Genomic DNA, 22,464 nt, shown 5'->3' on the forward strand with positions numbered 1-22,464 from the left:
TTGATTTTTAATTAGTCGGCCATCTTTTTATAGTTGTCGAATTCAGTAAGCATCTCTGCGTCTTTATTTTTATCAATGAGTGAAACGACTACACTGAAAATAAAGCAGATAATAAATCCAGGAACAATTTCATAGAGACCGAAAATTTGGTGAACGCTTGCCGGAACATTGTGCCATAATACAACAGAAATGAATCCTGTGATGAGGCCTGCGATTGCACCTTTTGCTGTTATGCCACGCCAATAAAGAGCGAGGAGTACAAGTGGTCCGAATGTTGCGCCGAAACCAGCCCATGCGTATGATACGAGTCCGAAAATTGAAGAATTTGGATTGAGTGAAAGGAAAAGAGCAATCAAAGCAATCAAGAAAACAGTAAAGCGGCTGATATTGAGAACTGTTTTTTCATCAGCATCTTTATTTATGATACCTTTGTAAATATCCTGACCAACGGCACTTGAGGCAGCGAGAAGCTGTGAGTCTGCGGTTGACATTGAAGCTGCAAGAATTGCACAGAGGAAAATTCCGCCAATGAATGCCGGATACATTTTGAGCATTGTAGCACTGAAAACAGTTTCTGCATCGCCGAATTGAGTAACGCCTTCAACTATAACATTTTCTGAGCCAGTTCCAAGAAGAACTCCATGATTCAAAAGATAAGCTGTTCCCAAAGTTCCGATTAAGAATGTTCCAATATAAGAAATGACCATCCATACAGTACCTATTCTTCGTGCTTTTTTGATTTCTGCATTTGAGCGGATTCCCATAAATCGAACGATAATGTGAGGCATACCGAAGTAACCCAAACCCCAGGCAAGAGCTGAAATGATAGACATTCCTTTGTAAGTCTGATTGCCTGCAAATGACTTTCTGATGCTTTCGCCAAATTCGTTTGCAAGAGCGCGTGCATCAAAAGCCTGAACCTGAGTCATTGCTTCTGTTGGGCCGCCCAAACTGATGACTGCAATTGTTGCTGAGAAAACGAATGCTACGAAAATCAATGCACCCTGTACGAAATCTGTTGTACAGACGGCTGTGTAACCGCCAGTGATTGTGTAACAAAGAATTACAACAAGACCGATTGCGAGACCTGCGTGATAAGGAAGGCCGAAAACTGAGTTGAAAAGTTTTGCACAAGCAACGAATCCTGATGCGGTGTAAATCGTAAAGAAGAATACGATGAAAACGACTGAAAGAATTGAAAGTATGTGAGACTTATCTTTGAAGCGGTTCGTAAAGAATTCCGGAATTGTGATTGAATCGCCGAAAGAAACAGAGCATTTGCGTAATGGTTTTGCTACAAAAAGCCAGTTGAGGTAAGTTCCTACGATAAGGCCAAGTGCGGTCCAAAAGGTTTCCTTAACGCCGCCAAGATAGCACAGGCCAGGTAAGCCCATTAAAAGCCATGCAGAAGAATCTGAAGCTTCTGCAGAAAGTGCTGTAACCCAGGGGCCGACTTTTCGGCCACCCAAGAAAAAGTCTGATGAACTGTTGTTTTTATTCGCGTTCCGTAAGCCAATGTAAATCATAAAGCCAAGGTAAAGCACGAAAGCAACAAGTTTTGCAATCATTGTTGAATCCATTTTTGACTCCTACTTTAAGTTTATCCAAAGATTAACATATATCAGCAGAAGTTTCTATAATAAGAAGAAAATACATGAGATTGCTACTCGGTTTCTTTCCAGTATTTAATGTCTACAAGATGTTCGCTTTTCGCAACGATAGTGGTTACTACAACATCACCTAGACAGTTGCACATGCATACAAACATGCCAACCAAAGGTCCGATTCCCATTACAATGCTAATTGCCTCAGCAGGAACTTTTAACAGCGAGAGCAGGGCTGAAAGGCAGATTATCATGGAACCGGGAACACCAGGCGCTCCAATTGAAAGCAGAACGATGGATATTGCGAGAGAAACAATTGCTGCACTTGAAACTTGAATGCCGAACATTTTTGCCAGTGATAAAGAAAAAACAGCAAGCAGAATGGAACTACCGTCCATGTTGATTGTGGCTCCCAACGGAATGGAAAAACTGCATATTTTTCTATCTATTCCGAGTTTCTTCTCACAGGCTTCCATATTCAAGGGGATAGAAGCATTGCTTGAGGCCGTAGAAAATACCTGAAGCATGGTAGGGAAATATTTTTTTATAAAGGTAAATGGGTTCAGTTTGCCAACAAAAAGCAGAATCGAGCAGTATGCGATTATCATGCATAGAATACCAATCAGGAATAAACCAATTAGGCTTAAAACAGAAAGCAGTCTGTCAACTCCAAGAGATAGAATCAAGGAAGTGATTGAACAGAATACTGCAATCGGCATAAAACGCATAAAAATAGTGGTAATTTTAAGAAAAAGATCATTGCATGCTTCTAGAAGATTTTGAAGAACCTGTGAGTATTTACCAATCATTCCAAGGGCTCCACCGCAAATTACAGCAAGGAAAATCAGCTGCAACATGTTTGAGTCTAAGAAAGGTTTGATGAAATTGCTTGGCACGATTCCAGTGATTGTATTGAGCAGCATATCTTGAAGAGGTTCTTCTGCTACAGGTTTTACGCTACTGTTAAAAGCCAAAGCAGGTGCATTACCAGCCGGACTTACTAAGAAAAAAACACCTATTCCAATTGAAACGGCAAGAACTGTAGTGCACAGATAAGATATCAGGACTTTTGCACTTATTCGCCCAAGTTCTGTAAAATTAGAAAAACGCATCAGGCAGGTGACAATTGAAAAAAACACGACTGGAGACATGACAATTTTCAAAGAATTCAGGAACATTCCTTTAACCGGCGATAAAAGATATTTATTCAGATTCGTATTGAGTGAAGTAATTCCTAAATAAGAAAGCAGCATTCCCGAAATAATTGCCAGGAAAAATGCAAAAAGTGTTTGAAAAAGAAATCTGTGTCGTGAGCGCACTGCTGTAACACGAACATAGTTCATGCCATTTTTATGCCTGTATTTAATGTCATCGGCGTAAGCTTTGAGCAGCATTTCCCGGATTGTATCTTGTTTAATTTCGCTGTCGTCTAAAAGATGAGCTGATTTATTTTCTTTCAGGAAATCATATTCCTCTCCCTCTGAAGAAAATTCCAGAGTTATTGAACCTAGAAAGATTTTTGCTGAAAGTCGGATTTTGCTGTCTGGTTTAGCAAATGAAATCAGACTTCCAAGAGCTTCTTCTGTGTCAAGAATTACACGGTTGCTTTCATTTTTGCCGATTTTGTTATCCGCAAGAAAGGTTTTGATAAATGCCAGTGCATCATAAAGTCCTGTGTTATTTGAAGAAAATTCGCCTGTTTTTCGCATTTTTAACCGCTCCTCTTTAGGTGATTTTATAAATATTTTAACACTGGTTTATTGAAAATACAAAGCGGCATGATATAATCAATCTTATGGATTTTGAAATTAATAATTTTCAAATATTGCTTACTTTTCTGGCACTGCTTTTAGTTGCTGTCATAGTGTTGATTTGTCGAACATATAACCATAAAGAACAGGGCGGATGGATTTTTACTGTAACCCGCGAAGGTTTAAACGAGCAGAGTGAAAAAATCAAATCGATTTTTAAAGAAATGCGTTTGACCGATAAGGATATGACTTTATCTTTGCTTATTCTTGAAGAAATTGTCGTGCGGCTTCACGAGCATACTGATCAGGTTGTAACAGTCAAAGTTCGTAATTTTTTCGGAAAAGTGAGCCTTCGTTTATATTCGGTCGGGGCAAAATATAATCCTTTTGAAGTTGATAAAAATAAAGCTGAAGACAGCGAAGATTATCTGCGAGACATGATTTTTAAGGCAAATTCTATGCGACTTTCTTATCGTCGTGTAGGAAAGCGTAATGTTGTTTCCATTCGTGCCAGAAAATAAATCAGAAGATATTGAAAAGGTTGAAATAGAAGAATAATGAAACGGGTAATTTTCAGAAAATCTGCATTAGACAGAATTTCATCTCTTGATCAGCTTGACCAGACGATGACGGTAGTTAAACCTTCAAGTATTCTTGTACTTGCTTCCGTTGCAATAATGATTTGTGTTGCGATTGCGTGGGGCTTATTCGGTTCCGTGCCGGACATCGTAATGGGAAACGGCGTAATCATGAACATCGATAATGTAATCAGCGTCAAGTATTCTAATCAAGGTGCGGTCAAGAACATTTTCGTAAAACACGGAGATTTTATTCGTAACGGGCAGATTATAGCACGAATTGAAAGACAGGATATTCTCGATCAAATCAAGGTAAATCAAAAAAAACTCGATGGATTCCTTGCTATGCGCGAAGTCATTAAGTCAACTGACAAAAATGGCGGTGCAAAACAGGAGATGATGAAAAATCTCTATAATCAGGGGCTTATTACTGAACAGGAATATCTGAATTCACGGCAGACAGAAATTAATATAGAACAGCAGATTACTGAAACAAAGCAGCAGATTCTTTTGCTGAATGAAAATTATCAGACAGCTACTCAAGTAATTGCCGGTGCGAGTGGGCGTGTTATGGAAGTTCCTGTACGGCGTGGAGATTATGTTCAGCCGGGCAGCACAATTTGCGTAATTGAATCGGGAGAGGGCGAAAGCGCTGTCGGTGCGTTGGTTTATTTTTCTGCGTCGGACGGAAAAAAAATTTCACCGGGCATGAAGATTGGGCTTGTTCCGACTACGGTAAAACAGGAAGAATATGGATTCATTCAAGGGCTTGTAACCGATGTTTCTGAATTCCCTGTGAGCGACAATTATCTTGTTTCCAGTTTGCAGAACATGAGCCTTGCGACTTCTTTTCATCAGATTTCAAATCCAATTGAAGTTAAAGTTAGTATTGTCCCGGATCCAACTTCGTATTCGGGCTATAAATGGTCTTCATCGAAAGGTCCTGAACAAAAAATTGGTTCTGGTTACATTTGTACTGCAAAGGTCACAACTGCTGTCCGTCGTCCTATTTCCCTGATTATTCCAACAATAAAGAACAAACTGCTGGGAGTGGGTGATGATTCTTCGTTTCGCATCGCTCAGAACAGGGGCATGTGATGTTAAAATTCCATAAACTTGTTAAGACACCCACCGTGTTGCAGATGGAAGCTCTTGAATGTGGTGCGGCTTGTCTTGCGATGGTTCTTGGTTATTATCAGAAATTTGTTTCTCTTGAAGTGCTTCGCGTGGATTGTGGTGTTTCCAGAGATGGCACAAAAGCTACAAACATCCTGAAGGCGGCAAGAAAATACGGTCTTGAAGCAAAAGGCTTCAAAATGGAAGTTGAGGCTCTTCATGAAGTTAAAGCCCCCGCGATTATTTTCTGGAATTTCAATCACTTTGTCGTATTTGAAGGATTTAAGGGAAAATCCGTCGTGCTCAATGACCCGGCTTCAGGCCGTCGTATTGTTGATGCGGTTGAATTCGATGAATCTTTTACTGGTGTTGTGCTTGTTTTTGAAAAGGGAGAGAATTTTGAGAAAGGCGGTGTGAAACCAAGAGTTTGGCACAGACTCAAAAAAAGACTTTCCGGGCTTGGTTCAATTTTCATTTTCTTAGGATTTTTGAGTTTCCTGTATTTTATTCCAGGATTTGTTTATCCGACCTTTTCGCGCTTCTTTATTGATGAAATTCTTGTAAAAAATTCTTTGAACCTGCTACAGCCGCTTCTTTTTGTAATGGTTCTTACTTGTGTAATCAACACAACTTTGCAGACGATTCAAAATATGGTTTTGATGAGGTTTCAGGCACGATTGAGCTTGTCTTCTGCCTCGCGATTTATTGAGCACATTTTCAGGATGCCGGTTCAGTTTTTTGTCCAGCGGCTTCCAGGTGAACTTTGTAACCGAATTGCTTCTTGTGATTCTGTTTCAAACCTTGTTTCTGGTCAGTTGATTGGAGTCATCATAAATCTTGTGAGCACGGTATTCTTCCTTGTGCTTATGTTCCTGTATGACATTCCGCTTGCGCTGATTTCGGTCGTTCTCACTGTGGTGGTCGTAGTTGTTTTTAAAATCACATCCGAGAAGATAAAGAATAAATCCTTCAAAATTGAAATGGAAGAAGGAAAACTCAGCGGAATCACGATGTCTGGAATTGAGATGATTGAATCACTCAAGGCATCTGGCTCGGAAAATGATTTTTTTATGCAGTGGTCGGGGCAGCAGGCAAAAGTTCTTCTTGAAAATCAGCGGCTTGTAAAGACAAATACCAGCAACTCGATTGTTCCACAGCTTATTTCTTCGATGCAGAGCATTCTGGTTTTGACGATTGGCGCACTACGCGTGATGGATGGTCATCTTTCAATTGGTATGCTGATGGCTTTTCAGACTTTGCTTGCTAACTTTTCTGCACCAATCAATTCTTTTCTCGGCCTTGGTTCATCTCTTCTTTCTGTGAACGCGGATATGCAGCGAATCGACGATGTAATGGATTATCCGATTCCAAAAACATTTAAAGATGATAATAATGAGAAAGGCTTCCTGCCAATCAAAAAACTCGAAGGCTATATTACGCTTAAAGACATCGTGTTTGGTTATTCTCTGCTTGCTGCTCCATTGTTTAATGGGCTCAACATTGAATTTACGCCCGGAAAAAGAATCGCTTTGGTCGGTCCGACGGGAAGTGGAAAGTCCACGATAGGAAAACTTGTGAGTGCACTTTACACTCCTTGGTCAGGCGAAATCATTTTTGACGGGAAACCTTTGCGTGAAATAGAAAAGAAGGTCTTCGCGGCATCAGTTTCGGTTGTTAATCAATCAATTTCACTTTTTGAAGGCACGGTCAAAGATAATATCACGATGTGGGATACGACAATTCCAGAAGAGGTATACATCCAGGCCGCAAAAGATGCCTGCATTCACGATGTAATAACTTCGCGTCCGAGCGGTTACTATTCTAAGGTCGGTGAAGGCGGAAGGAATTTTTCTGGCGGGCAGAGGCAGCGGCTTGAAATTGCACGCGCACTTGCCACGGAACCGCGAATTATCATCATGGACGAAGCGACTAGTGCTTTGGACGCGATTACCGAGCAGACCGTGGACATGAACATAAGACGAAGGGGTTGCACGAGCATAATAATTGCGCACCGCCTTTCGACTATCCGTGATTGCGACGAAATTATCGTTCTTGACCACGGTTCAATCGTTCAACGCGGAACACACGAGCAGCTTATGGAAGCCGGCGGAATGTACAAGGCACTCGTTGGTTCAATGTAAATGCGAGCGTTAAGGTCCGACTATGGAATGTAAAATATACAAGATTGACAATACGAATTTTCTCACTCTGGACGGAAGCTGTACTACTATTAAAGTACTTAAAGGCCACGCATATCTCTTTGTGACGCCGGTTCTTGAGGACGGTCGATTAGGAGCACGCCATGAGATTACCGACTATGCTGTAGGCGGAGTTTTCCCGAATATTCCGAGCAACGATAAATTCAAGGTTATTCTTACAGGTACGATTGGCACAGAGGTTGAGGTTGTTCCTTTTCCTGACCCAGATTTTGATGCGGTTCTTGCTGAAGCACGCGAACTCGTCATCGAAAAAATGGAACTTGATGAAGAAAAATATCGTGAGCGTTCTGTAAGACAGCAGCAGCTTTCTGATGAAGCTTATTCTAATGCGCTTGAAAATATTTCGTCGGTTGTGAATCGTTCAAAGCGGCAGAATTTGTTGTTTGAGCCCGAGGATTCTGCTGTTGTAAGAGTGTTTAAAATCGTTGTCGAAAAAATGGGCGGAATGAAAGTTCATGCACATCCTGGACGAGAATATGAGCCTACAAAGACTGGAATTCAAAAATTTGCAAAAGATAATACCGTTCGAGTGCGAGAGGTCGTGCTTCGGGGCAAATGGTTCAAGGAAGACAACGGTCATTTAATTGCTTTCTATAATCCGAATGGCGAGATTGATTTGGAAAAAAATGCGACTTATGAAGATTCTTCGCTTATTCCTGTCGCACTGATTAAGAATGTCGAACGCACTGGTTACATCATGGTAAATCCTATGGACGGTTCGCAAATTCGTGTTACCAAAAAGAATGTGAATCAAATCCACCCGATGGCATTCATGATGTACAAGGCGTTGAATGAAGAAAAAATCACGCTCAAGTCCGTGTGCAAATTCGTTTTCAAAGACATTAAAGCGGACATTTTCCGTTATGTGGCGATTGCACTTCTTTGTACGTTGATTGGCCTTATCACGCCGCTGATTACACGAAATTTCATCGATCATGTGATTCCTGAAGCGGCAAAATCTCAGGCGGTTCAAATTTGCGTGCTTGTTTTCTTCTGCAATATTTCTGCAATGGTTGGCTCCCTGGCAAAGTATTTTGCGAACATGCGAATGGAAACCAAGGCAGATTCTGATTTGGAAGCGGCCGTCATGGACAGGCTCTTAAAACTCCCGGTGAACTTTTTTAAGGATTTCAGTTCTGGTGATTTGGCTGCCCGCACAATGACCCTCACCACAATCCGAAAGCAGATTTTTGGAATCGTACTTTCATGTTTCATGAATTTTGTTTTCAGTTTTGTCTATTTGATTCAGGAATTTCGTTTTTGTGCGTATTTTGCCAAGTGGGGAATTGTCTTCTGCATCGTGCCGATTTTGATTTCCTGCCTTGTCTGTTTTTTAACCTACAAATGGGAAAAAATGCTCATTGCCTCTCAGGGAAAAATTCAGGGTATGCTGCTTCAGTTTTTGGGCGGCATTGAAAAAATCTCGAATTCGCACTCTGAAAAGCGAATTTTTGCCCAGTGGTCAAATGAATATATTCGTCAGGTTAAAATCAGTTACAGTCTGGGGCTTATCGGAATTGTGACTTCGCTGATTAACACCGTTTATCCGAGTATCATAAGCGTTATCTTTTATTATTTGTACGGGCGCGGTGTTAGGATTCAGGCGATTGCCGGGCTTACGACGGGTACTTTCATGGCCTTTCTGAGCGCATACGGTTCGTTTCAAAGCGCATTTCTTGGAATGGCAGGTTCGCTCCTTGAAATCCGCAATGTTGTTCCGCTTTCAAAACGAATTCAGCCGATTCTTGATGCTGAGCCGGAATTTGAGACTTCAAAACCGTCGATTGACCACCTTAACGGTGATATTGAAATTAGTCATTTGAATTTCAGGTATTCCGCTGATTCTCCGCTTGTCTTGAAAGATGTCAACATGAGCATAAAGCACGGTGAATTTGTTGCTGTGGTCGGAACGAGCGGGGCAGGAAAGTCTACCCTTATGCGAATTCTGCTTGGCTTTGAAAAACCTGAGTCTGGTTCGATTTTTTACGACAATCAGGATATGAGCGCGGTTGATATTGGTTCGCTCCGTCGGCAGATGGGGGTTGTTTTACAAAACGATACTGTTTTGCAGGGAACGATTTTGCAGAATATCATCGGAAGTTCGGGGTTAAAAGAAAGCGATGCGTGGGAAGCGGCCAGAAAGGTTTCATTCGACAAGGATATTTCTGAAATGCCGATGGGAATGTTTACAATGGTTCCTGCTGGCGGTCACACTCTTTCTGACGGTCAGCTCCAACGGTTGATTATCGCGAGGGCAATTATCCGAAATCCGAGCGTGTTGATTTTTGACGAGGCGACAAGTGCTTTGGACAATCAGACGCAGCAAAAAGTACGCGAGAGTCTGGACAATCTCAAGGTTACGAGAATCATCATTGCACACAGACTTTCAACAATCATCAATGCCGACAGAATCTATGTGATGGAAAACGGCGAGGTGGTCGAGACTGGAAATTACGAGGAACTTATGAAGCAAAACGGATATTTTGCACAGCTGGCAAGAAGGCAGAGTATATAGAAAATGAGAATGGAGACAGTAAGATGAAATATTTGAAATTATTTTTTGCTTTGAGCGTGATTTTGTTTACTTCTTGTGCAATTGATGATCCGATAAAGGCTCGCAATTCAACGGTCAGTCGGCTATATAAGCAGGGAACCGTTAAGATTGCGCTGGCGAACAGTTTTGTTCAGAATAAGAGCAAAATGTGGGAAGCGGCAGTGCTTGCGCAGGAAAAAATCAATAGAGAGCAGCTTTGTCATGCGAAACTAGAAATTATTAAATATGATGACGGTGGTTCACAAATTTCAGGAACAAAAACGGCCTATGAAATCGCTTCACACAATGACATTTGTGCGGTCATCGGACACGGATATTCTGACATTTCAATGCCATGTTCGTTGATTTATCAATATTACGGAATTTTGACATTCAATTATATCTCTACGGTTCATGGACTTACAGAAAAGAATAATCCGTTTATTTTCAGCAATATGCCTAATGACAATGATTATGGTGAGGCAATCGCCAACCTTTGTGGCAAGAACAAATACAAGAGCGTGTTGATTTATTATCTTGAAAACACATCAGGAACGAGTCTTTCCAACGCATTTGAATTGAACTGCAACAATTATGGAATCGATGTCGTGAATCGTGAGAGTTTTGATTTATCTACAACAGCCAAGGCAATCGATACGAGCGTAAAACGCTGGAAGAATAACTTTGTCTTTGATGCGGTTTTTATTGCCGGAAGAATGCCGATTATACAGGATATAATCACGATTATGCGTGAAAATGGCGTGGACTGCCCGATTGTTGGTGCTGATCCTTTTGATGACCCTCTTCTTACTGAGAATCTTGATAGTTCAGAAAACGGAAGGATTTTTGCTTTCTCAAATTTCAATGTTTCCACAAAAAACATAAAATTCCGCGACTTCTATGTTTCTTTTACGCAAAAATACGGATATGAACCCGACCAGGAAGCATTGCAGGTTTATGATGCACTTCTTGTTCTGGCTAAGGCAATTGCCCTTGCAGATACGCCTGTTCCTTCAAGGGTTGCGGAAATCCTTCATAGCAGGCTTTGGTTCGAAGCGGCAGGCCCTTACTCTTTCTGGCCGAACGGTGCAATCAGGGGGCGTGAGCTTACGGTAAAAGTCTTTAATAACGGTAAATTTGAAGAATTCTAATTATAGGAAAATGCTTTATTATGAAAAAATTGTTCACATCATTTCTTTTTTTGACTTTGATTAGTTTTGCGTTGTTTTCACAAGCCTCTCAAGCCTGGCAGACAGAAGTTTCTTTTCCGGATTGGATTACTAATACTAACTTCAGTGCGAACAACTCGCTTGCTTTTCAGTTTTTTCATGGTCAGGGAAAGATTGAACTGGAAGTTTCAAATGAATGCAAATCATTCTCTTTATATATAAATGATAACCGCGTGAGCACAAAAAAATTCAAGTCAGGCGGTACATACACTGTAGATATTTCAAAATTCACTACGGACGGCAGGAATTTTCTTCAGGTTTCTGACATAAAACCTGCGGACTTAAAAAATGCTGTTCGGGTTCGTATTCCGTATCCAGAAGTTCTTGAAGGAAGTCTCAAAAAATCAGGTCTTTCGCGCGATTCATTTTCTCTTATTGATAAAATCATTTGCGCTGACATCAAAAACGGCTTTACATCGGCTCAACTTGCTGTAATCAAAGATAGTCGGCTTGTTTATCAGAATGTGTGGGGAAATGCCACAAATGAAACGCTTTATGATTTGGCATCGGTCTCAAAAATGTTCACTGCGGCTTATGCGGTTCAATTTCTTGTGACACAAGGCCTGCTTTCTGTAGATACAAAACTTGTTGATATTTTTGGCGAAGATTTTTCTGAGCAGACGATTTCTGTTGATTTTGCGGGCAAAGAACCAATTCCGCTTGAAAAAATCAAAGACTGGAAGAAAAATCTTACTGTCCGCGATGTACTTTGCCATAGTGCAGGTTTTTCTGCTGGTTATCCGTACTTTAATGATAATTATGACCTTGAAAAAAATGAATTCAATGTCGCTGAAAACAAAAATGCGCTTTTTTCAGGAAATGATGGTTCTGAAGAAACCCGTGAATATACCCTGCAGCAGATTTTCCGAACGCCGCTTATTTATGAACCTGGTACAAAACTTGTCTACAGCGATATTGATTTTATGATTCTGTGTTTTGTCGTTGAAAGGGTGAGCGGAGAACGGCTGGATGTCTTTTTGAAGAAGAATTTTTGGGAGCCGCTTAATTTGGAGCGAATCACCTTTAATCCGCTTGAGAACGGGTTTTCAAAATCTGATTGTGCACCAACTGATTTAACAGGCAATTCTTATATGGGCGAACTTTCTTTTACAGGTTGCCGCACCGATATGATTCAGGGGGAAGTTCATGACGGAAATGCGTTCTATGCGATGGGGGGAATTTCCGGGCATGCAGGACTTTTTGCTTCTGCTACAGACCTTGCCCGTCTTGCTTCTATCATGCTCACCGGCGGATACAAAGAGCACAGATTTTTTAGCCGTAATGTAATTGACTTGTTTACATCACCGCAAAGCATCAAAGATGCTGATTATGGTTTTGGCTGGTGGCGTGGTGGTGAAATGCAAAATGTACGCAATTTCGGGTCGCTTTGCTCAAGTCGTGCTTTTGGTCACAACGGCTTTACAGGAACAGTTGTTTTTGTCGAACCTGAAGAAAATCTTGTCATCGTTTATCTTACAAATAAAATCAATACTTCGATGCCAGCTCCTGAAGCACTAAACAATCAGTTTGAGGGAAATTTCTATCAGTCAGCGAATCTAGGTTTTGTGCCGCAGATTATTCTTTTGGGACTGAACAGAGATGTGAGTAAATCTCAATGGAAAAGTCTTGTAAGCGGCATGGCAGAAGATGCCCGCCGTAAGGCAGAAAAAGAAGCTGGTGCAGACAAAAACGATGTGCGATGGAAAGCTTATCAGGCACTGGAGAGCGTGCTGAATCAGTTCTAAACGGAAGTGCCAGGCATTTTCTACAAATTTATGATTTTTCGTAAATATTTTTAGCCTTTTTCAAAAGTTCTTCGTATAAATAAATGAAAATTAATCATACGAGAAACTTGTATAAATGACTAACGAAGAAATGAGAACTCTTTTGGCTCAGAATGGAGTCGCAAAAGAAGATATTGTAAGAATTCAGGAAAATTTTGATGCTGAAAAAATCACCTATGTAGTTGATTAGCACCTGATAATACGAAAGTTCAGCGGTAATGTATTTCTGGTCCTGATTCAAAAGATTGTCCACTGTGATAACTCCGGCATTAAACCGTTTCTGTTCATTTTCATAAAGATTTTTCTGAAGATGAAGTACATCATCGGCATCTGAAACGAGGTTTTTGTAAATTTCAAGTTTTTCGGCCGCATTGAGGATTTGCAGTTTAAGTATGTTTTTTGCCTTATTGTAGCTGTTCAGGCTTGTTCGATATTCTGCCTGAGCCTGTTCCTGAAGGCCTTTTTTATGTTGTTTCCGAGATTTGCGCTTACACCAAGAGAGCCGCTGATATTCGTGCCGCGAATATTCTTGAAGCCCGAAGAAAGAGTCTTCCCCAAATCATCTGAATATGCGGCGCCTGTTGTTCCGATAGCGAAATTGAGCGAAGCGTCCGGAAGCGAATCGACTTGATACATTCGGACCTTTTTTGAGGCCGCTTCTACCTGTTTTTTGAGTGATTTTAAATCTGGCCGTTTTTCTTCAATTTTTGCAAAAAAATCATCATTCAAATCGCTGTCGTTTGGGGGCGTTATTGAAGTCAAATCGATTTGCGAAAATGAATTTTCAGGTTCACCGATGAGCGAAGAATCCGCAAGACCGAGACTTGTTACAAGTTCCATTTTTGCCTTGCTGTACTGGATTTTTGCATCCTGGAGCTGCCTTCGGTTTTCATTAACATTTACCTGCATTGCAAGAATGTCATTTTTTGAGCGGACTCCTGTGCGAATCAGTGAATCCATGCTTTCATTTCGCTCTTCGATTGTTGAACCGCCGTTTGCAAAATACCCAGAGCTGTATTCATAATCAGGGGAATTTTTTTCTGCCAGCACTGTGTAGGAAAGCTTTGTTTCAAGCCCGAAACCGAACAGCTTTTTGAGATAAAAGCTTCCGCCGGTCTGCTTAGTCAAATTGTTGTCTGCGTAAATGCCGAATGGATTTACCTGATAATTTGGGTCTTCTTTATCAACGGGATTCTGCTTGAGCGAATATTGAGCCTGTGCGCCTGCCTCAATGTCCAGAGAGCCTTTTGCCTGTCTGTACTGAGCTTTTGCTGTTTCAAGTGCGAATTTTTGATTCTGAAGGTCGTAGTTGTTTTCAAGTGCAATTTTTATTGCATCTTCAAGAGAAAAATGAATGGATTTGGAATCTTCTGAATTTTGGGCCGAACAAAAGAATAGCCTTTTGCTGGTTATCTTCGTATAAATAATTGTGAGGTGAAATATGAACGATACAAGATTAAAACAATTATTTGACTATCAGAAATTCGAGGAAAATTCAGCAATGAATTTTGCTATTCAGAGTGCAAGAAGCTATATCGACTCATTAAAAGATATTCCATCAGTGATGGAGCTTGATGATGAAGAACTCGATATGATCAATGCGGCTGGTACGGACAGCGGGAATCTCAAAAACTCCCGACATGATCTGCCTAAAATCTAAGGTAAGTGACAAGTGACACAAAAAGAAAAGGATAGCATTTACAGAGATTATAACAAAAAAGTTTTTTATTATTTTCGGGGAAAAGGCTTGAATGAAGATGATGCCGAAGATTTGATGGCGACTGTCTTCGTTAAGTTCTACAACTCTATTGAATCTTTTGATTCAACAAGGGCTTCTCCGTCAACATTTCTCTATAGGGTAACCCATAATACCCTGATTGATTTTTATCGTACAAAAAAGCAGTTTTCCGAACTTGATGAAGAAATTTCTTATGACGATAAAACAGTTGATAATATTCTTTCTCAGGAAACCTTAACTGAACTTGGTCAGGCGTTGATGCGTCTGGAAGAGCGTGAGCGGGCTTTGATTGTTCTTGTTTATTATGACGGAAAATCTTTAAAAGAAAGTGCCGAAATTCTCAAAATGAGCTACAGTAATTCCAAACTTGTGATGAAAAAGGCTTTGTCTGAACTCAAAGGTTTCTTGGAATAGTTTCTTCTTTTTAAACATCACTTACACAATCTTTAATTTACTACCTCTCTGCTATTTGAAAAATCCTAAAATTTTCTTTTTGTTTAAGAAATCCTTATGTTATAATAGCGTAAACAATTTGATAAAAGCGCTTAGAAATATATGAGGAGAATTGATATGGAAATAAAAGCTCAAAAATCAATCAAGTTGTTACCTATATGTTTGGCTGGAATAATTGCAGCAGGGATTGCTGGTTGTATTGTTGGTAATGCGGTAGCAGAAAAACAGTATAAGGCCGAAAAAGAACATGAAATCCTTATCAACCGCAGTGAATTGGCTTTGTATGACAAAATTGAAGGAACTATCTATATAACTGGTCATAAAAATCCTGATTCAGATACAGTCGGGGCTTCAATTGCTTATGCGGATTTATTGCAGAAACTTGGATATGATGCTCGTCCTGTTGTTCTTGGAAAAATAAATTTGGAGAGTCAGTACATACTTGAGGCGGCACAAATTGATGTTCCGCAAAAACTTGATGATGCTTCCGGTAAAAATATGATTCTCGTTGATCATAGCGAGTATACACATTCTGCACCTGGACTAGACAAGGCAAAAATCGTCAGTATTATCGATCATCATGGCGTTGGTTCTGTTTTTACAGGCAATCAGTTGATTTATGATTCAAGGCCACTTGGTTCAACCGCGACAATTATATGGATTCACTATCGCAATTACGGAATTGATATTGATAAACAAATTGCTATCGCAATGATGGGTTCAATTCTTTCAGATACAGGTAACTTGAAATTAAACGCTACAACTTACGCGGACAGGGAGGCGGTCAAAGCATTGGCTGTCATAGCAGGAATTTCAGATATAGACAGTTTTTATAATGGAATGTACAAAGCTGCAATTTCATATACTGGCATGACGGATGAAGAAATATACTTTAGTGATTACAAAGAGTACATTGCCGGTAACAAAAAATTCTCAATTGCCTGTGCTCGGGCTTATGATGAAGAGTCTGCTAAAAATCTTGCGCTTCGAATGAAAGCTATTATTCAGACGCTAAAAGCATCAAGAGACATGGACATGGCATTAGTGCAGATTTTTATTTTAAATGACACTGGTTCTAGCAACTATCTTGTTCCTTCTGATGAAGATGCGGCCAAAGTTCTTGAACAGTCTTTTGGCGAAAATCTGAAATTTGATGAGCCTGCTTACATTTTGAATCCTAGTGTTTCCAGAAAGGTTGTTTTGGTTCCGGTATTTACAGAAGCTTTGTCTCCCAAATCGGTAGACTAAAAGATTATAAATCATGCGAAATAAGGAGAATTTGAACATGAAGAAACTCAGCGTCGTGGCATTTTTCCTGGCTGCGTTTGGGGCATTTCAGCTTGCATTTGCAGAAGAATCTACAGAAGAATCGACCGAAAAATCTACAGAAGAAAACAATCCGCTCGAATTGAGTATTGCTGTGGCTACGGCCTGGTATCCTGAATCAACACATACTACAAAGAGCGGCACGAATTTTGTTGGAATATGCGGGGCTTTTGATTCCGCAAAGCTTGCTTTTACAGGAGCGGCATTATATACGCTTCCTTTTTTGCAGGCTGACAACCTGCTCATGGAAAATAATCATTTAACGCTTGGGGCAAATCTTCAGGTTACACCTGTAACATTTAAGCCATCGATTGAATTGGCTTTTTCACCGCTTGCAGTTCTTGAATTGAAGGCAGGATTTATTGGTGGAACCGGCTGGTATTTTTCGCCAGTCGGAGCACAAGGGGCAGGGGAATACGACATTAAAAAGCACTGTTATGAAACAATTTCGCCGTTTCAACAGTGGTATCTTGATGCTTACGGTTGTGCAAAGTTCATGTTCGATGTCGGAGCGGTTTGGGAAGGTGACTGGCATCATATCGTTATGACTGCAAGCTACACTGCCGGTTATCAAAAAATGACTGGCACGAGCGAAGTCTGGCAGTGGCAGGCAAACTCTTATCCTATGGCAAACGGCTGGATTTATGAACAGGATTATTTCCTTGGCTATCAGATGCCAATTGCACTTTCTCTTATTGGTTTAGATGTAACGCTTTCGGGGCATTATAAGTCTTCTGATTTTGATGTAAGTGGCATTGCAGATAGTTATGACGGTGACTTCATGCAGATTAGTCTTTCGCCTGTTGCACAAATTGAATTGAATGAAAGCGGCAAGGACACTCTTTTCATTTTAGCAAATATCTCTAGCCGTCGAAGTTTTTCTGAAAAATGGATTGATTGGGATACCGAGCCACTTTTGACAAAAAACGGTCGTGAATTTTTCTTCAATTGCATTGGTCTTCAATGGAAACACATATTATAGGAGAAATCTATGAAATATATTGATTTGCATTTGCATCTTGATGGAGCAATAACTGTAGACATTGCAAAGGAACTTGCACAGTTGCAGAATATTTCTCTTCCGGCAAAATCTGATGAGGAACTTTCAAAATTACTCACTGTATCGGAGAATTGCAGTAATCTGAATGATTTTCTTGCTTGTTTTGATTTGCCGCTTTCTTTGTTGCAGACACCGCAGGGTTTAAGCACATGTGTTTATCTTGTTGCAGAAAGAATAAAAGCACAAGGCGTTGTTTATGCAGAAATTCGTTTTGCGCCGCAGTCACACACTAGAAAAGGCATGACTCAGGAGGATGCAATCAAAGCAGCCCTTGAAGGCTTAAAAAGAACTTCTTTAAAAGTGAATCTTATCGTCTGTCTTTTACGAGGAAATGATAATCGAACTGAAAACGAAGAGACTTTGGAACTTGTAAAAAAATATCTGGTTGAAGACGGTGGTGTAGTTGCAATTGACCTTGCAGGCGCGGAAGCTCTATATCCGACAGCTGATTACGCGGACCTGTTCAAAAAGGCAAAAGAGCTTAACATTCCGTTTACGATTCATGCGGGAGAAGCCAGTGGTGCTGAAAGTGTCCGGCTTGCCGTGGAATTTGGTGCCAAGCGAATAGGACATGGATTGAGGATATTTGAAAATCCTGATGTGATTGATTTGATAAAAAAAGAGGGCATAACGCTTGAAATGTGTCCTACAAGCAATAAGCAGACACATGCAATTGCTGACATGGCAAAATATCCGCTCAAAGACTATCTTTCGCAGGGAATTAATGTAACGCTGAATACCGATGATCCTGGCATTGAAGGCACGACTATTACAGATGAATATCTTTACATGGAAAAAGAATTCGGCTTAACTGAATCCGAAGAAAAAGAATTGCTTAAAAATTCGATAAATGCGGCTTTTACTTCAGATACTGTGAAAGACTGGTTAAAAAAGGAATTGCTGTAAAAACACAAGCTTAAAGGGGATGCCTAATAAGTTCAGTGGCTGTGGTCATTGAGCTTGTCGAAATGACCATTCATTCTATATGTGGTGGTTTCGACAGGCTCAACCACCACATAAGCTTGTTTTTAGATATCCCCTTTGTTCTATCAGTCTTATTTTATTCCGGCATTTTCGACAACATAAGATTTTGCTGCATCTGCTGATTTTACAGCCGCAGACCAGTCGTATGGCGGAACGAAATCATTGCCTTTTTCGTCAGCGAAACCTATATTGTCTTTTGTTGTCCAAGTTCCAGGAACATCGCTGCTTCCGTTGTAGTGGCCGACAGCAGTTTTTATATTTTCAAAATAATTGTTGTCAACATAAAGCTCAGAACTTGCACGACAGTTGATTGCTGTTGATTGAACATTGTTGCTGATTGAGTAAGTGTCTCCGTTTTTATCATCGCTCATGTACATCCAAGGGCAGTTTTCTTTTGAATCAGAGAAGAAATAACTAGAGAAGACATGTGCTTTTCCGAATCTGAACAAAGGTGCGCGGGCGTTGATATTTTTCCAATAGTTGTAGTAGAAAGTCACGCGCATAACTTTTTCTTTATCATCTGTGTCGTTTGAGCCGCAGAGGCAGGCCTTGTAATGGTCATGGAAATAGCAGTTTGAGATTGTGATGAACCGGGATTCGTTTTTGATGTCCAGAAGACCATCGTAATAGTCTTTTCTCCATGCGATTTCAGGTGATTCATTATCGTGTTCAACCGTGATTGCAGTCTTGGTTTTATCGAATGTGAGTTCAACCAAATCTCCGTTCTCGTTAAATGCCTTCGGTGTCAGATGTGACTGGAATTCGCAGTGATCAATCCAGACATGTTCTGCCCCGTTCAGTTCCATTGCATCAGCTGCTCCGCGTTTGATTCCTTTAGTTTTTGCATCTGTCTGGTTTGCGTAGTATGAATCTGCAATTACTTCACCGAATTTGAGATTCTTGATGATTATGTTTTTTCCTTGTACTTTGAAACCGATGTTCTGGAATTGTCCAGGATTTGCTGCATCGGCAGAAAGCAGGGTTTTGTTTGAACCGATGTTGAATCCGCGGCTTACATTTGGGCATGGAAGGTCTTTTGTTGAAATCAAGCCTGATATCGTGATGATGTATGGGTCGTTTCCAGAAAGTTTTGAAGAATTTGCGTTCAATTCTTCAAAAGACGAAATCGTGATTTCGTTTCCACCCGCACCACCAGTGATTGTGTAAGAAGTGCCGTCATCATCACAGATTGTAGCGTATCCGTAGAGACCTTCATTTTTATAGTTAGAAGGAATAAAATGTGCCGTCAAGGTTGTGTCTTGTGTTATGGTTACTGTGTGTTCTGGATTGTTTGAAGGACTTGTTCCGATCCAAGAATTGAATACATATCCTGATTTTGGGCTTGCTGTTAGTGTTACAGATGTACCGCTTGGAACAATTAAACCGCTTGATATTTGGGCAGAGACGGTTCCAAATTCTGTGTTCTCTGATGAGTATTTGAGTGTATAATAAGAAGCTGTTTCTGAGTCGCTTCCAGCTGAAATTCCGATGCCAACAATTTGCAAATAATCGATGTTTGGCATTGCAGTTTGTTTTGGAGAAAAATCTGTTCCATTGAACGTCTGTTTAGAATTTTTTTCTGCTGGTGTTAGAATTATAGAATTATTGCCGGCTTTCAGACTGACATTTTCAAGCCAGCCAGACATAATCCATCGCTCATCACCTTTTTCCTTTTTGTTGCCGATTAATGTTGTCGGTGTGTAGATGGCATTTCCGTCATTTGCACAAATTCCGTTCACCGTTACAATGATTCCACGAATATCATCACTCCAAAGTGCATATTTTACGGCAAGCTTCACGATGGTATCGTTTGTTGCGTTTACAGAATATACAACCTTCGAGTTTTCACCAAGTCCGTCAATATAAGCCTCACTGTAACCAACATAATCTGAACTGGTCTTTATTGCACCTGTTGTTCTTATAAATCCGTCTTTTGCAGTTGTTGAGTCAGTTCCTTCTTCAATTTTCAGCGTGACTGATTCAAGTTCGGTATCGTCATCTGAAGCACAAGCCGCCGTTCCAAAAATCAATGCAAGCATCGCGCTGATTCCTGCAAATTTCCTCAAAAGCTTTTGGATTTTACACCTGTCTTTTTTCATGTTTTCCTCCATTTGATTAAATCGTTCAAATTTTCAATTCTCTTCCATATTAAATGTAAAAATCCGAAGCTGAAATTGACAAAAGATATTAGAATTTGAATACAACCGAATTCGACAAAATCATAACGGTTATTTTTACGTAAATGGATTTAGAATAAAGAAAAACTTTTATCAGGAGAATTCGATGAAAAAACTTCTTGCGGCAAGTCTCGCTTTGTTTGCGGGGCTTTCACTTTCTTCATTCGCACAGGATGCTGCTACTGCCAAACTTGAAAAAGTTGAGGCTGTCGTTGCAAAAGATATTCAAGTTCCGGAAGGAAAAAAGCTTTCCCGAATCTTCATTGTTGGTGACTCAACTGCTTCACCATTTGATGATCCTTACTTTATTCCGCGATTTGGTTTTGGAACAAAAGTCCAGGATTATCTCAATCCCAAAAAAGCCGCTGTCGTCAATCTTGCTGTCAGCGGTCGCTCATCAAAGAACTTTATTACAGATGCAGGTTCTGGTAAAAATTATGAGCTTTTGAAGTCAAATATCCGGAAAGGCGATTATCTTATTATTGCGTTCGGACATAATGACGAAAAACTTGAAGAAGAGCGCTACACGAATCCAAATGGCACAAAGGAAGAGGCTGGCTCATTCAAGAATTCGCTTTACGAAAATTATGTGAAACTTGCTCAGAATGCTGGTGCAACTCCTGTTCTTGTAACTCCAATTGTTCGTCTCAATAAAAAGGCCGAATATTCTGGTGCAACAATTCATATAACGAATGGTAGTTCAGAATTTCCTGGTGGTGATTATCCACAGGCAATTCGTGATTTAGGTGCAGAACTTAAAATTGTTGTTGTTGATCAGACAGAGAACACAAAAGCACTTTATGAGAAAGTCGGTGAAGAGGCAAAAAAATATCACGCGATGACAGGTTCAAAAGAATCTTCTCTTGATACAACTCACTTGAATGCCTATGGTGCTTCAGTCGTTGCAAAGATGCTTGTTGAAGACCTCGCTAAAAAAGACAAGAATTTCAAAAAACTTGTTCAGAAAGCAAAAGAGCCGGTTTATGACCGTGAAGCTCTCAAAAATCCATCTTATGTTGAACCGGGATTTGGTGCTCCGGCCGCTAAGAGTAGTATTTTTGCAACAACGGAACCTTGGTGGGGTTCAGCCTTCGGTAATGTAGGTGGAGCTTCAAAACCAGGTGATAAAAACTTGAATGAAATCATTGAAATTGCAAATGGCGTACAGATGCATTCTGGAATGAAAGACGGAAGCAAGGATTGTGGAAAAATTGCTGCATCTGAAGATGGAATTCTTTTTTACTTCCAAAAACTATCGATTGTTAGCGATTTTACTCTCACGGCAAAAGCAAAAATCCTTAATATCAAGTCGAACAACCAGGTTTCATTCGGACTGATGGCACGCGATAATGTTCTTATTGATACAAGTCTCGGAGGTTTTAATTCAAACTATGCCGCAGCCGGTGCCCTCAAAATCGCAAATGCAGATTCTTGGGCTGCAGGTTTTGCGCGAATCGATACTGTTTTGAACGAAAATCCTCATTCGGTTGAAAGTGTTCCTGCTAAAGACTCGGTTATTGCGCTTTCTCTAAGCAAAAAAGGAAATGAATTAACTGTTCAGTATGGAAACGAGGCTCCGGTTACATATACGGTAAACCTCGGTGAATATGACAAAGAAAACATGTATGTCGGTGTGTACACATCTCGCAATGCTTATGTTGAATTCACAGACATTTCTTTGGAAGTAAAATAAGGTCGTTCTAATTTTTAGCCTTTTGAAACATATCTGTTATGCTTTCCCTCACGCATCATCGGTCGTGGGGGATTTTTTTTGCATTTATTGAAACAAACTTAGAATTATGCTAGTATAAAATGTAATTTTGCGTAGAAACGCGTTTTTGGGGGCTTGTATGAAGGTCGTTGTTATCGGTGCTCAGTGGGGCGACGAAGGAAAAGGAAAGATTGTTGATTA

Annotated in this window: 16 protein-coding genes and 2 pseudogenes; 12 read left to right on the top strand and 6 right to left on the bottom strand. The window is 40.3% G+C overall.

Going from position 1 to position 22,464, the window contains the following annotated elements:
- Positions 1-11: 11 nt before the first annotated feature.
- Together putP and Q0Q74_RS03760 are read right to left on the bottom strand one after the other, a co-directional pair.
- On the bottom strand, positions 12-1,580 hold the full coding sequence (gene putP / locus Q0Q74_RS03755; RefSeq protein ID WP_294428667.1) for a sodium/proline symporter PutP: 1,569 nt from the start codon (positions 1,578-1,580) through the stop codon (positions 12-14).
- Between the two features lie 83 nt (positions 1,581-1,663).
- Positions 1,664-3,313, bottom strand: a complete 1,650-nt coding sequence (locus Q0Q74_RS03760; protein ID WP_294428671.1) for a dicarboxylate/amino acid:cation symporter — start codon at positions 3,311-3,313, stop codon at positions 1,664-1,666.
- An 86-nt stretch (positions 3,314-3,399) separates the two neighbouring features.
- Here Q0Q74_RS03760 and Q0Q74_RS03765 point away from each other — a divergent pair, with 86 nt between their 5' ends.
- Genes Q0Q74_RS03765 through Q0Q74_RS03790 form a run of 6 tightly spaced genes read left to right on the top strand, consistent with a single transcriptional unit; the run spans position 3,400 to position 12,775 of the window.
- A complete protein-coding gene (locus Q0Q74_RS03765; RefSeq protein ID WP_294428673.1) occupies positions 3,400-3,876 on the top strand; it encodes a hypothetical protein in 477 nt (158 codons plus the stop codon).
- A gap of 36 nt (positions 3,877-3,912) precedes the next feature.
- Positions 3,913-5,031 (top strand): NHLP bacteriocin system secretion protein, encoded by a 1,119-nt coding sequence (locus Q0Q74_RS03770; RefSeq protein WP_294428674.1) that lies wholly within the window; start codon positions 3,913-3,915, stop codon positions 5,029-5,031.
- Positions 5,031-7,190 (top strand): NHLP family bacteriocin export ABC transporter peptidase/permease/ATPase subunit, encoded by a 2,160-nt coding sequence (locus Q0Q74_RS03775; RefSeq protein WP_294428676.1) that lies wholly within the window; start codon positions 5,031-5,033, stop codon positions 7,188-7,190. The genes Q0Q74_RS03770 and Q0Q74_RS03775 overlap by 1 nt, the downstream gene beginning before the upstream one ends.
- Positions 7,191-7,212: 22 nt before the next feature.
- Positions 7,213-9,783 carry an NHLP bacteriocin export ABC transporter permease/ATPase subunit gene (locus tag Q0Q74_RS03780; RefSeq protein ID WP_294428678.1) on the top strand — a complete coding sequence of 857 codons (2,571 nt, stop codon included), beginning with the start codon at positions 7,213-7,215 and terminating at the stop codon, positions 9,781-9,783.
- A 23-nt stretch (positions 9,784-9,806) separates the two neighbouring features.
- Positions 9,807-10,952, top strand: a complete 1,146-nt coding sequence (locus Q0Q74_RS03785; protein ID WP_294428680.1) for an ABC transporter substrate-binding protein — start codon at positions 9,807-9,809, stop codon at positions 10,950-10,952.
- A 20-nt stretch (positions 10,953-10,972) separates the two neighbouring features.
- Positions 10,973-12,775: a serine hydrolase gene (locus tag Q0Q74_RS03790; protein ID WP_294428682.1), complete on the top strand. Its 1,803-nt coding sequence runs from the start codon at positions 10,973-10,975 to the stop codon at positions 12,773-12,775.
- 274 nt (positions 12,776-13,049) lie between these two features.
- Here the strand turns inward: Q0Q74_RS03790 and Q0Q74_RS14190 are convergent.
- The 3 genes and pseudogenes from Q0Q74_RS14190 to Q0Q74_RS14195 all read right to left on the bottom strand — a co-directional run.
- Positions 13,050-13,235: pseudogene (locus Q0Q74_RS14190) on the bottom strand (hypothetical protein); the annotation flags it as partial.
- Positions 13,232-13,942, bottom strand: a complete 711-nt coding sequence (locus Q0Q74_RS03795) for a hypothetical protein (RefSeq protein WP_294428684.1) — start codon at positions 13,940-13,942, stop codon at positions 13,232-13,234. The gene Q0Q74_RS03795 and the pseudogene Q0Q74_RS14190, both read right to left, overlap by 4 nt.
- 51 nt (positions 13,943-13,993) lie before the next feature.
- Positions 13,994-14,257 (bottom strand): annotated as a pseudogene (locus Q0Q74_RS14195) (TolC family protein); the annotation flags it as partial.
- Between Q0Q74_RS14195 and Q0Q74_RS03800 the strand changes: the two are divergent.
- The 5 genes from Q0Q74_RS03800 to add all read left to right on the top strand — a co-directional run bounded on the left by Q0Q74_RS03800 (position 14,256) and on the right by add (position 18,297).
- Positions 14,256-14,474: a hypothetical protein gene (locus Q0Q74_RS03800; RefSeq protein ID WP_294428686.1), complete on the top strand. Its 219-nt coding sequence runs from the start codon at positions 14,256-14,258 to the stop codon at positions 14,472-14,474. The pseudogene Q0Q74_RS14195 and the gene Q0Q74_RS03800 overlap by 2 nt on opposite strands.
- A 12-nt stretch (positions 14,475-14,486) precedes the next feature.
- Positions 14,487-14,966, top strand: coding sequence for a sigma-70 family RNA polymerase sigma factor (locus tag Q0Q74_RS03805; protein ID WP_294428687.1), 480 nt, complete (start codon positions 14,487-14,489; stop codon positions 14,964-14,966).
- Between the two features lie 156 nt (positions 14,967-15,122).
- Positions 15,123-16,253, top strand: a complete 1,131-nt coding sequence (locus Q0Q74_RS03810; RefSeq protein WP_294428689.1) for a DHH family phosphoesterase — start codon at positions 15,123-15,125, stop codon at positions 16,251-16,253.
- Between the two features lie 37 nt (positions 16,254-16,290).
- On the top strand, positions 16,291-17,313 hold the full coding sequence (locus tag Q0Q74_RS03815) for a hypothetical protein (protein ID WP_294428690.1): 1,023 nt from the start codon (positions 16,291-16,293) through the stop codon (positions 17,311-17,313).
- Positions 17,314-17,322: 9 nt separating this feature from the next.
- Positions 17,323-18,297, top strand: a complete 975-nt coding sequence (add, locus tag Q0Q74_RS03820; protein WP_294428692.1) for an adenosine deaminase — start codon at positions 17,323-17,325, stop codon at positions 18,295-18,297.
- Positions 18,298-18,446: 149 nt separating this feature from the next.
- Here the strand turns inward: add and Q0Q74_RS03825 are convergent, their stop codons facing one another.
- The gene (locus Q0Q74_RS03825) at positions 18,447-20,474 is read right to left on the bottom strand and encodes a hypothetical protein (RefSeq protein WP_294428694.1); all 2,028 of its coding nucleotides are present in this window, start codon (positions 20,472-20,474) and stop codon (positions 18,447-18,449) included.
- 184 nt (positions 20,475-20,658) lie between these two features.
- On the opposite strand from Q0Q74_RS03825, the gene Q0Q74_RS03830 reads away from it, so the two are divergent.
- On the top strand, positions 20,659-22,245 hold the full coding sequence (locus Q0Q74_RS03830; protein ID WP_294428696.1) for an SGNH/GDSL hydrolase family protein: 1,587 nt from the start codon (positions 20,659-20,661) through the stop codon (positions 22,243-22,245).
- Positions 22,246-22,464 lie beyond the last annotated feature (219 nt).

The organism is uncultured Treponema sp. (assembly GCF_946187725.1).
Classification (GTDB): Bacteria; Spirochaetota; Spirochaetia; order Treponematales; family Treponemataceae; genus Treponema_D.

Coding starts and splice junctions, on each gene's coding strand:
- putP (WP_294428667.1), bottom strand. CDS start 1,580: ATGGATTCAACAATGATTGCAAAACTTGTTGCTTTCGTGCTTTACCTT.
- Q0Q74_RS03760 (WP_294428671.1), bottom strand. CDS start 3,313: ATGCGAAAAACAGGCGAATTTTCTTCAAATAACACAGGACTTTATGAT.
- Q0Q74_RS03765 (WP_294428673.1), top strand. CDS start 3,400: ATGGATTTTGAAATTAATAATTTTCAAATATTGCTTACTTTTCTGGCA.
- Q0Q74_RS03770 (WP_294428674.1), top strand. CDS start 3,913: ATGAAACGGGTAATTTTCAGAAAATCTGCATTAGACAGAATTTCATCT.
- Q0Q74_RS03775 (WP_294428676.1), top strand. CDS start 5,031: ATGTTAAAATTCCATAAACTTGTTAAGACACCCACCGTGTTGCAGATG.
- Q0Q74_RS03780 (WP_294428678.1), top strand. CDS start 7,213: ATGGAATGTAAAATATACAAGATTGACAATACGAATTTTCTCACTCTG.
- Q0Q74_RS03785 (WP_294428680.1), top strand. CDS start 9,807: ATGAAATATTTGAAATTATTTTTTGCTTTGAGCGTGATTTTGTTTACT.
- Q0Q74_RS03790 (WP_294428682.1), top strand. CDS start 10,973: ATGAAAAAATTGTTCACATCATTTCTTTTTTTGACTTTGATTAGTTTT.
- Q0Q74_RS03800 (WP_294428686.1), top strand. CDS start 14,256: ATGAACGATACAAGATTAAAACAATTATTTGACTATCAGAAATTCGAG.
- Q0Q74_RS03810 (WP_294428689.1), top strand. CDS start 15,123: ATGGAAATAAAAGCTCAAAAATCAATCAAGTTGTTACCTATATGTTTG.
- Q0Q74_RS03815 (WP_294428690.1), top strand. CDS start 16,291: ATGAAGAAACTCAGCGTCGTGGCATTTTTCCTGGCTGCGTTTGGGGCA.
- add (WP_294428692.1), top strand. CDS start 17,323: ATGAAATATATTGATTTGCATTTGCATCTTGATGGAGCAATAACTGTA.
- Q0Q74_RS03825 (WP_294428694.1), bottom strand. CDS start 20,474: ATGAAAAAAGACAGGTGTAAAATCCAAAAGCTTTTGAGGAAATTTGCA.
- Q0Q74_RS03830 (WP_294428696.1), top strand. CDS start 20,659: ATGAAAAAACTTCTTGCGGCAAGTCTCGCTTTGTTTGCGGGGCTTTCA.